At 59.5% G+C, this 9989-nt stretch carries 9 protein-coding genes and 3 pseudogenes; 6 read left to right on the forward strand and 6 right to left on the reverse strand.

The window, feature by feature from the left end:
- Positions 1–275: 275 nt before the first annotated feature.
- A pseudogene (locus A3764_RS26400) lies at positions 276–434 on the reverse strand (IS3 family transposase); the annotation flags it as partial.
- A pseudogene (locus tag A3764_RS25915) lies at positions 382–591 on the reverse strand (IS3 family transposase); the annotation flags it as partial. The pseudogenes A3764_RS25915 and A3764_RS26400, both read right to left, overlap by 53 nt.
- Before the next feature lie 5 nt (positions 592–596).
- Between A3764_RS25915 and A3764_RS07200 the strand changes: the two are divergent.
- The gene (locus tag A3764_RS07200) at positions 597–1382 is read left to right on the forward strand and encodes a DUF7146 domain-containing protein (protein WP_236628118.1); all 786 of its coding nucleotides are present in this window, start codon (positions 597–599) and stop codon (positions 1380–1382) included.
- Between the two features lie 297 nt (positions 1383–1679).
- Positions 1680–2591: pseudogene (locus tag A3764_RS26330) on the forward strand (DUF2493 domain-containing protein).
- An 8-nt stretch (positions 2592–2599) separates the two neighbouring features.
- On the opposite strand, the gene A3764_RS07210 reads toward A3764_RS26330, so the two are convergent.
- Both A3764_RS07210 and A3764_RS07215 read right to left on the reverse strand, forming a co-directional pair.
- Positions 2600–2893, reverse strand: a complete 294-nt coding sequence (locus tag A3764_RS07210) for a helix-turn-helix domain-containing protein (RefSeq protein ID WP_067951390.1) — start codon at positions 2891–2893, stop codon at positions 2600–2602.
- A complete protein-coding gene (locus A3764_RS07215; protein ID WP_236628119.1) occupies positions 2890–3213 on the reverse strand; it encodes a type II toxin-antitoxin system RelE/ParE family toxin in 324 nt (107 codons plus the stop codon). Before A3764_RS07215 ends, A3764_RS07210 begins: the two co-directional genes overlap by 4 nt.
- 655 nt (positions 3214–3868) lie before the next feature.
- On the opposite strand from A3764_RS07215, the gene A3764_RS07220 reads away from it, so the two are divergent.
- The 4 genes from A3764_RS07220 (at position 3869) to repC (ending at position 8451) form a co-directional block, all read left to right on the forward strand.
- Positions 3869–4207: a DUF736 domain-containing protein gene (locus tag A3764_RS07220; RefSeq protein ID WP_067920307.1), complete on the forward strand. Its 339-nt coding sequence runs from the start codon at positions 3869–3871 to the stop codon at positions 4205–4207.
- Positions 4208–4699: 492 nt separating this feature from the next.
- Positions 4700–5911, forward strand: a complete 1212-nt coding sequence (gene repA / locus A3764_RS07225) for a plasmid partitioning protein RepA (RefSeq protein ID WP_009574268.1) — start codon at positions 4700–4702, stop codon at positions 5909–5911.
- Between the two features lie 103 nt (positions 5912–6014).
- Positions 6015–7010: a plasmid partitioning protein RepB gene (gene repB / locus A3764_RS07230; RefSeq protein WP_067926683.1), complete on the forward strand. Its 996-nt coding sequence runs from the start codon at positions 6015–6017 to the stop codon at positions 7008–7010.
- Between the two features lie 160 nt (positions 7011–7170).
- Positions 7171–8451: a plasmid replication protein RepC gene (repC, locus tag A3764_RS07235; RefSeq protein ID WP_067926687.1), complete on the forward strand. Its 1281-nt coding sequence runs from the start codon at positions 7171–7173 to the stop codon at positions 8449–8451.
- A gap of 12 nt (positions 8452–8463) precedes the next feature.
- Here the strand turns inward: repC and A3764_RS07240 are convergent, their stop codons facing one another.
- On the reverse strand, positions 8464–9579 hold the full coding sequence (locus A3764_RS07240) for a tyrosine-type recombinase/integrase (RefSeq protein WP_067926691.1): 1116 nt from the start codon (positions 9577–9579) through the stop codon (positions 8464–8466).
- 100 nt (positions 9580–9679) lie between these two features.
- On the reverse strand, positions 9680–9989 hold a 310-nt coding region (locus tag A3764_RS07245; protein WP_201722414.1), incomplete at its 5' end, for a transposase.

Here is a 9989-nt window from a genome sequence, read left to right on the forward strand (position 1 = left end):
TTCGAGGGGGTGAGCCCAGGTGGAAGGACCCTTGTCTGATCAGAGCCGTGGAGGCAGTTCGCTGACCTCGTAGATAATGTTCAGGTCTTCCGCTTGGGATTTTGGATCTCGTCTTAAGGACGGTGAGGGCCGCCATCGCGCGTACCCTGTGTTTGCTATGGGAGAGACCGCTTCTTGACGGCGGAGACCGCCTGGGCAACCATATCAGGGCATCCGGGACACCGGATGCCCCATGACCTGCTGACCTAAGCAGACAAATCTTCCCGATATAGGACGTTGTCCGACACCACCATGCAGGGGTAACCCCGCATCTCTGCAATCCGGTCCAGTTCCCTGGCGACACGGATGCCTGACAGAGACGTGTCGACCACCGAGGCCAGGCATTCCCGGCTGAAGTCGTCGATCACGTTCAGGATGCGGAACCGGCGCCCCTCGGCGCCCCGAGATCGAGGTGTCCGGGATCGCCGCGAGGCACTCCCGGGTAACATCATCGACCACGTTGAGCACTCGGAAGCGCTGGCCGCCCGTGAACTGGTCATGGACGAAATCCAGCGACCAGCGCGCATTGGGTCGCGCCTCGACCAGGATCGGCCACGTTGAAGGGGACGCTCAGGGAGGCCCGGTCCTTTCTCGGCGAGGCCCCCTGCCCTGCCGTACCTCGTGAAACCCAAAGGGCTGAGCGCCCGGATGCTGCCTCCAGCAAACGCATTTCGCGGGCACGCACACTCTTCGCCGCAGGCAAGCCGGTTCTCGGCACCTTGGCTGCCACCTATCTGCACGGTCGCGGAATCACACGTCTTGGTCCGGCCCTGCGCTATCACCCGGGAGTCTTCCTGTGGCAGGGTGAGGACGACGCCGATCCGCCGCAAAGGGCCCCTGCCCTGCTCGCAAAGATCACCGACAATCGCGGCCAGGTCACCGGATGCGCGCGCACCTACCTCGACCCGTCCACAGGCGGCCTGGCCGAGATCGAAAGTCCGAAACGGATTCTGGGGCAGCTGCACGGACATGCCATCCGTTTCTGGTCTGGCTCGGTCCGCTCCGATCTTATCGTCGGCGAAGGGCTCGAGAATACCCTCTCGGTCGGCACCGCTCTCCCCGAGTTCGATCTCGCCTCCTGTCTCACCGCCACCCATCTCACTCTCTTCATCCCGCCGCCGGGGATCAAGCATATCTGGATCGTGCGGGACAATGACGAAGCTGGACGTAACGCATCAAAGAGACTGCGTAACCAACTGGAATCGCTTGGGATTGCCTGTGTTGATCTCGTGCCAAACATGGGCGATTTCAACGACGATCTGCGGGCTTTCGGCAAGGATGCGCTGCGCCGGTCCCTTCTAGGGGCCATGAAAGCACAAGGTCTGGAGATCGAGGACGGGTGAGCGCAACCTCCCCGGGGATGTCCGACAGGGCAAAGGTTCCGCCGGTTCGATCTGATCCCGTTTGGATAAGGGGAGCGATGGACCAGCGGGTCGGGGCTGAGTGCCCCTCGCCCGGGCAGCAATGCGCCCCGCACCAGAAAATTCCCCTGTCCCTTCGGGCCATTCCTCGCGGGACCAATTTTCCGGCCCGCGGCGCATTCTCCGCTGCGCTCCGATCCTGACGGATGCGGCCCGGTCGCCGCCGGTCCTGGTATCGCCCCATCCAAATCGGGTCAGATCAAACAGAGGAACCAGACAATGCCCCATCAGACAGACATCCAAGAGGAAACTGGCGTGACCTCCGCCATCCTCGATCATCTCGCACTTCACGGCGCAACGCCCGGGCCCGGCGAGACCGATCACCGCCCCCTGCCCCAGCCCGACGAGGTCGAACTCGCCATGGCGACGCTTTTCGACACCACCATCGCCCTCCTCACCGGCAGCCAGTTGGAAGACAATCTCGAAGAGATGCTCTGGTCCCTCACCTCGATCTTCCATCGCCGGCTTGCCCATATCCAGAAGCTTCTCGACGACAACGAATTCGAGGTCCGGGAAAGTCTGGCAATCCAGGACGGCTCCGAGGTCGCCTCGGTCGAGCTCGAGCGCCTCCAGATGATCGGACTCAAGCTCTGGGACCATCGCGACGCTTTCGAGCAGATGCGCGATCTGGCCGTGGACCACTTCTCGGCCGCCACCGGGTCTCCCTGGCTGCCCCGCACTGGGTCCAAGGTCTCGCATCGCGGTCTCACCTCCGCCGTGGTGGACAGTCGGGCCTATCTCTCGGCCAAGCGCTGAAAGGAGACCGAGGTGCACTGCCCCGAAGGCACGCGGATCGCCTTCTCGGGCGGGGACTATCAGGCTTACGATCTGATCTGGTCCGTCCTCGATGCCACCCACGCAAAATACCCCGACATGGTGCTCCTGCACGGCGGCACACCCAAAGGAGCCGAGATGATCGCGGCCCGCTGGGCAGATACCCGGGGTGTTTCCCAGGTGGTCTTCAAGCCCGACTGGAAGAGCCACGGCAAGGCGGCTCCCTTCAAGCGCAACGACAAGATGCTCGAGACCATGCCTCAGGGCCTGATCGCCACCCCCGGTTCGGGCATCACCGAGAACATCGTCGACAAGGCCCGCAAGCTCGGAATCCGCATCAAGAGGATCGGGGCTTAGGCCCCGGTTCACGCGCCGCGCAATAGATCCTGCACGACAGAAGGCTTCTTTGCGATCAGCGCCAACAGAACCTGTGCAGGTCCTGTCGGTTGCCTACGCCCGTGTTCCCAGTTCAGCAGCGTGCCTTTCGCGACGCCAATGCTCTTGGCAAATTCCGCCTGGGACAGGCCCGTCCGTCGCCGGACTTCGGCGACATCGACTTCCGCGACGGAAACTTCATGGACCTTCGCGCCGGCCAAGTCGCCATCTGCGAAGGCCAGCGCCTCCTCCAGCCCCTTGGTGATGGATTCGAATGCACTCATGTTGCGTCTCCATATTTCGCGACAAGCGCCTTGCTCATCTCTACTGCCGCGGCCTGTTCGGTCTTTGACAGGTTGGCTTTCTCATTCTTGGCGAAGACCGTGATCAGGAAAATCGGCATACGGGTCCCGCCAAAGACATACACCGTCCTGAAGCCGCCGCTCTTTCCGCCTCCCTCTCTCGGGATGCGGACCTTCCGAAGTCCGCCGCCAAGAGAGACGCCAGCTTCCGGATTAGCGGCGATGAAGTCGATCGCGGCCTCTCGCTCCTGGTCTGACATGATTGCCTTGGCGCGCCTCTGGAATTCGGGCAGTTCGACCACTGTATGCAATCGTGTCATCTCTTGTCCCATATAGGTTTCGGCGGTGTATGTGTCAATGACGTATAGCATGAGCACTGGAAGGGCAAGTCGGCGACGCTTGCCGGAGCTAGAGACTATGTCCCGTCTGTTGGTAGCGGCGGCCCTTGGTCAAATGTCCTGTCCCATATTCTGACCGAACCAACCAGCCGGGCTGTCTATTAGGGCTATTGGATGGTTGCGGTGTCTCGTGGCGATCCGGCCTTTCGTTCCACGCCCTGTTTGCCTCGAGCACTCCTCCGCATCGTGGGCGCTTCAGCGAAGACTATTGGCACGTTAGTGATCCTGGGGATGCGACATTGAGGTCTGGACTATGTCTCATCTTCGGTGAGTTAGAAAGGAGCCAATACCCTCATGGCATCTCCCTCGGCTGTTCACCCAGTTTCCTTCGCTGCCACTGCACTTCTCCCGATGTCTGAGTTGCATGACATGCTCGTCGCAGCTGTCGTCCCGTCCACAAAGGTTGTCGCCGATCTTTTTCCCCTGTCCCTGCGGGTCATTCCGCGCGGAGCAAAAAGACCGGCGCCTGCCCCTCTCCGCTGCGCTCCGCCTGCGGTGTGGCCGGGCCTTGGCCAGCTGCAAGGTGACCATCATTGCAACGCAAACAAGGAGAAGAGCAATGACCACGAACTGCATCAAATTCACCAGCGCCGACATCGAAACCGCCAAGGGCGTCGGGTCCATCTCGACCCTGACCTTCGACCTCGACATCACGGTCGAACCCGTCGCGAGCACGAACCCGATGGCCCCCACGCACCGCGTCCTCGGCCGCTCCCCGCGCGGCAAGCTGGTCGAGTGCGGCGGCATCTGGAAGAAGCAGAACAAGGAGACCGGCGCCGACTACTACACGTTGACCATCCGCGACCACGGCTTCAACGCCAATCTCGGCAAGGCCGCCAACCAGGACGATCTCTCCCTGCAGGCCGTCATCCCCTGGGGTCCGAAAGACACCGCGTGACGCATAGAATCGGCTGGGGCAACCCAGCCGATTCCCGCTGTTTCCCTTCGCGCTGACACGCATTCCCCGCATTTTGGAGTCAGTGGTTGGTGTGCTTGGTGGAGGCAAGTTATCACTGCATTGGCGCAAGGTGACGATGACGCACGCCGGTTCGGAGGAGACGGGTTCGTGGTTCCCCTAGCGTTCTGAGGCTTCGAGCGTCTTTCATTTTGACAGCCGTGCAGCGTGGCAAAATAAAATAATAACAAATAGTTAGGGTGTAACTGGCGTGAGGTTGAAGTTGACTGCACATCCGAGCTAGTGACAGTTTCCCCTAGATATTGGGTAGCTACATTCTTCGATCGCTACACTTTGTCCATACATCTAGGCAAGCTGGTGGATTGGGTAAGATCTAGCTGCCGGGTGAAAATCGTTGTTAAGACTCGTTTTTCCGTGTAGATGACACTTTAACGAGCGAAATCGCTGAAAAAGCGATATTTAGAGGGCAGGCTGATGCGAGAACGGTCTTTTGCGGCTGATACGAAGGATCAACCCTTCGACGAGATCATCCTACAGCAAGGAGAGTTGATTTCCGACCGCCTCAATATGTTGCGGCAGGAACAGTATCCTCCGGACGCCCAAAAAGGTCTACGTCAGTTTTCATTGGCTGAGGTTGCCTACTATCTCGGCGTGACGCAGTCGACCATTAAGAAGCTTCATCTCGAAGGCAAAGGTCCTGAACCTGAAACATCGTCGTCCGGGAGGCGCAGCTACTCGGCCGAGCAGATGCTGGAACTGAGAGCTTATCTCGATAAGCATGGCCGCCCCGGAAAACGCCGTTATGTCCCCTATCGGCAACCTGGCGAAGAACTGCACGTTGTGTCTGTCGTGAACTTCAAGGGGGGTTCCGGAAAGACCACTACCGCCGCCCACCTCGCGCAGCACTTGGCGTTAAAAGGGCATCGAGTTCTTGCGATCGACTTGGACCCTCAAGCCTCGCTCACAGCTTTGCACGGCATTCAGCCTGAACTCGACGACGTGCCTTCGCTCTACGAGACACTTCGGTATGATGACGAGCGCAAGCCGATCTCAGAGGTGATCCGGCCAACAAACTTTCCCAACCTAGATATTGTTCCGGCAAGTCTCGAGCTTCAAGAGTACGAATACGATACCCCAGTTGCTTTGACGAGCAGCGATCCCCATGAGGGCCGTACCTTCTTCACTCGCATATCAAAGGCGCTTAGCGAGGTTGATGATCGCTATGACGTGGTTGTGATCGATTGCCCTCCTCAGCTGGGCTACCTCACGCTCACTGCTCTCACGGCTTCTTCCTCGGTCATTGTGACGGTCCATCCTCAGATGCTGGACGTCATGTCGATGAGCCAGTTTCTCCTGATGCTGGGGGGGATCATGAAGACGATCCGTGACGCTGGAGCGAACATGCGCCTGAAGTGGTTCCGTTACCTCGTAACGAGATTCGAACCAACGGACGGTCCCCAAAAGCAGATGGTTGGGTTCCTCCAGGCGATGTTCCCAAATCAGATGTTGTCGGCTCCTGTGCTTAAGTCTACGGCGATCTCCGACGCTGGGATCACCAAGCAGACGCTTTACGAAGTTGAACGGTCTCAGTTCGTGCGGACTACTTACGACCGCGCCGTGACGTCTTTGAATGATGTGAACGACGAAATCGCTGAACTGATCCACAAGGCTTGGGGGCGAGAATGAATGTGGTTTTGACAGCCGTGCAGAGAGCCAGTTTTGACAGCCGTGCAACTGTCGAAATGCGCGCTGCGTGTCGGTTGGATTCGGACGAAAGGGAGATGGCCTGATGGCTCGCAAAGACCTCCTGAAGAGCGTCATGGCCGGCTCGCCGGAGCAGTCGAAGGATTCCGGTCGCTCTGGATACGCAATGCGCGGGGCTTCGAAATCGATGAAGGTTTCGATTGATAGCCTTGCGGAGAACTCGAAGCGTCTCCTTGAAGGGGAAACCATTGTCGAGATCGATCCGCAATTGATCGATGTGTCATTCGTTTCGGATCGGCTTAGTGATGACGATGTTGCTTTCGATGAACTGAAAGCATCGATCGCAGCGGGTCGCCAGGACACGCCGGTGTTGCTTAGACCGCATCCGGAAGCGGATGGCCGCTATATGATCGTCTTCGGGCATCGCCGTGTGCGAGTTGCATCGGCGCTCGGCCGTAAGGTTCGCGCAGTTGTAAAACCAATGGACGATGTGGCTCACATTCTTGCTCAAGGGCAGGAAAACACTGCGCGCGCAGATCTCTCTTTTATTGAGAAGGCCCTATTTGCGAAGAGCCTCTTGGATATGGGGCAAGCAAAGGACGTGATCCAGTCCGCCCTTACCATCGATGGGACTTTACTTTCACGGATGCTGTCAGTGGCGCAGAACGTCCCTCGGCACGTCATCGAACAGATTGGGCCGGCCAAGCAGATTGGACGTGATCGCTGGGAAGACTTCAAAAAGTTGGCTTCGGAACCATCGAATGACAAGCTCCTCAAGGGAGCTTTGGAGTTCGACGGGTTTCAAAACCTCGACAGTGATGCTCGCTTTGAGTTCTTGCACAGCAAGCTGGCAGAAGCGGGCAGGGCGCCGAAGCGCCGAAAAACGCGTGCTACGCCCAAGAAGCGAACCTGGACTGCCGGTAAAGGCCGCATCAAGGGAGTCATCGGTCGTTCCGGAAAGGCATTCAGCATTTCGCTTACGGCACAAGATTCAACCGAGTTCGGGGACTTTCTCTCGGGTCGGCTTGATCAGCTGTACAGCGAATTCCTCGCGACGAAAGAGGAGCAGTCAGAACAATGATCTAGGCAAAAGAAAAGCCCCCAAGCAGCGTGGCCTGAGAGCTAATCTGAAAAGTTTGGTCGCTTAGAAGATATCTCTCCCGCGAATCACTGTCAACAAGAACGCCACCGCGGCGAACGGCTTTCTTTTGCCTCCACATAACTGGAGGTAAGAAACAGGCATGAAACATACAGGTTGGCGCAAGCCGACACCGGGTCTTGGCATTGCAGAGCAGCTTGCCCAAGCCGGTGAACAGGTAGCTGTACCCAAAACGCGGGCCTTTGTGGCCGTGAAGCGGGTCGGTGCATATATTGGCCTCAAGGCCGGAGACATGATGCTCCTCGATACGCTCGGGGCCTTTACGCAGGCCCAGGACTGGGAGGAGGGGCAGCGCCCGATCGTCTGGGCATCGAATGCCTATCTGATGGAGCAGACGGGGTTTTCGCTCTCTGCACTAAAGCGGCATGCACGGCGACTGGCCGAGATCGGCGTGATTTCCTTCCAGGACAGCCCGAACGGCAAGCGATGGGGCCGTAGGGACGCCGAAGGGCGCATTGTCGAGGCCTACGGCTTCGATCTGTCGCCGCTGTCGGCGCGTGTCGAGGACTTCGAGGAGCTCCATGCCGATTTGCAGGCCGAGCGCGAGCTCTGTCAGCGCCTGAAGCGCCAGATCACCGTGGCACGCCGTATGATCCGCGCTCGGATCGAGGCGGCCGTCAGCAGCGCGCTACGCGGCCCCTGGGCGCAATTCACGGGTCTCTTCGAGGAGCTTCTGAACCGGCTTCCGCGCCGCCATGAAGCCTCCGAGCAACTTGCGCGACTCCTGATGTGTTTCAAGGAGCTTCAGGAGCGTGTCGAGGCGGCGTATCTCAAGGCAACTGAGGTCGCTCAGAATGTGGAAAACACGCCTGAAACTAGGGAACAAGTTTCTGATAAGACCCAAGAAATGAACCCCAGGGAGGTCATTTCTGACCCTCATATACTAATTACAAACCAACTTAATCCTGTAACTCGTAATTCCTCAGAAAATGAGGAAGTCGCGGCCGTGGTGCCCAATGCTCAGCCCGAAGATCAGGTTGATAGGGAGCTGGAAGAGTGGGTAGCCGAAGTGCGCAAGAAGCGCCCGGCGCTGGATCTGCCCACTGTGATGCAGGCTTGTCCCGAATTCGCGTCCTGGGCGCGAAATATGGGCGGGTTCCTGAAGGATTGGGGTGATCTGCACCGGGTTGCCGGGCAGCTCAGGCCGATGATCGGGGTGTCCGAGCATGCGTGGAACGTGGCGCAAGACCGGCTGGGCAAACAGGTGGCGACAGCGGCGCTGGCGCTTGTCTTCGAGAAGCATTGCGCCGGCGAAGTTTCCTCGCCGGGCGGCTATCTGCGCGGGATGGTCGAAAAGGCCGGGGCAGGGGAGCTGCACCTTGAGCGCAGCTTCTATGGCAGGCTCAGCGGGCAGGCGGCGTGATGGGGCAGGGGCTCAGAGGCCGGCAGCCTTGGTCAGGTTCACGCGGAACCGGTCGCGTCGGCGTTGGTAGCGACGAGTCATCTCTGCCGAGGCATGCCCCAGCTGCTTCTGGACGTAGCGTTCGTCGACCTCCGCTGAACTGGCGAGGCCGGCACGCAACGAGTGACCTGAGAACAGTGCCAGGCGCTCTTTCTCGGGCAACTCGGATCGGATACCGGCATCCAGAACCGTGCGCTTGATCAGCCGCGCGACATGTTTGTCGTTCAGGCGCGTTTCAGATGCGCGTTTACCATCGCGCGAGGTGCCGACGAAGACTGGACCGAAGTCGAGCTTCGCAAAATGCAGCCATTGCTCGAGCGCATGCACGGGGCAGGTCTGATCCTTGGAACCGCGGCCAATCTCGACTTCGCGCCAACCGGTCTTGGCATTCAGCGTCAGAAGGGCGCCTTTCTCGAAGATCTCGATCCAGCCGCCGGAGTCCGGTGTGTCGTCCTTATGTACGTCCAGGCTGACGATCTCCGAGCGGCGCAGGCCTCCGGCGTATCCCAGCAGCAGGATTGCCCGATCCCGCAGCCCGCGCAGGTCGTAGGGTAGGGTGGCGACCATCGCGAGGATGTCTTCCGCCAGGATAGCTTCCTTCTGAACCGGCGGTCGCGCATGTTTGCGCTTGATCCCGGCCAGCACCGTTGCGATGTGGCGGTTCTTTCGGTCGAGGGAAAAGCCTCGCTGCGCGTAGTTCCAGGCGAGGCCCGACAGGCGACGGTCGATCGTACTGACCGATAGGGGTCGGGACGCCGACTGCGAGGGGGAGGGGCCCGACCCGGACGCCAGGTCCGCGAGATAAAGCCCGATCATCTCTGGTGATGGAGGCAGCAGGTCCGTTCCTTTCAGCCTGCACCAGCGCGCGAAGTGCTTCCAGTCGGCGGCATAGGCCTTGTTGGTGTTCTCAGCGGTCGAGGCCTTGGCATAGTCGCGCGCTGTGTCGATCAGCCGATCGAGTGTGCCGGACCCGGCGACATGAGAGGGCAGGGCGATCCCATCGCTTTCCTCTTGATCTCTCCTGTCGAGGGGAACATCATTTGTCGCATCAGGGGGCGCTGACGTCGATTTCTCGGTCTCTGAGGGCATCTTTCCACTGAATCCGGCGGTGAAATTGAACTGTCGTTGATCATGCCCCATAGCGTGGTGTAACTCGCGGCTGGCCGGGCGCTTTCGACGGCCGAGCTGATCAGTCCGTCTGCGTTGCAGGCAGGCTGATGATGGGATCATCGCAGACCGGTGCCAAGGTTTCCAGCGTCATGTATCGCGCACGCTGCACAGTCCATTCTTCGGTCTGCTCCATGAGGATGGCGCCGACGAGGCGTCGTATGGCAGCCTCATTTGGAAAGATCCCGACGACGTCTGTCCTGCGCTTGATCTCGCCGTTCAAACGTTCAATCGGATTCGTCGAATGCAACTTCGTCCGATGCTGTTGGGGAAAGGTCATGTAGGCGAGCACGTCTTCCTCGGCATCATCCATCAGCCCAGAGAGCCTGGGC

Source organism: Sulfitobacter sp. HI0129 (genome assembly GCF_001635395.1).
GTDB lineage: Bacteria > Pseudomonadota > Alphaproteobacteria > Rhodobacterales > Rhodobacteraceae > Sulfitobacter.

What these genes read in the sequence shown, in the direction of transcription:
- A3764_RS07240 (WP_067926691.1), bottom strand. Translation starts at nt 9,579, where the DNA reads ATGCCCTCAGAGACCGAGAAATCGACGTCAGCGCCCCCTGATGCGACA.
- repC (WP_067926687.1), top strand. Translation starts at nt 7,171, where the DNA reads ATGAAACATACAGGTTGGCGCAAGCCGACACCGGGTCTTGGCATTGCA.
- A3764_RS07210 (WP_067951390.1), bottom strand. Translation starts at nt 2,893, where the DNA reads ATGAGTGCATTCGAATCCATCACCAAGGGGCTGGAGGAGGCGCTGGCC.
- repA (WP_009574268.1), top strand. Translation starts at nt 4,700, where the DNA reads ATGCGAGAACGGTCTTTTGCGGCTGATACGAAGGATCAACCCTTCGAC.
- repB (WP_067926683.1), top strand. Translation starts at nt 6,015, where the DNA reads ATGGCTCGCAAAGACCTCCTGAAGAGCGTCATGGCCGGCTCGCCGGAG.
- A3764_RS07220 (WP_067920307.1), top strand. Translation starts at nt 3,869, where the DNA reads ATGACCACGAACTGCATCAAATTCACCAGCGCCGACATCGAAACCGCC.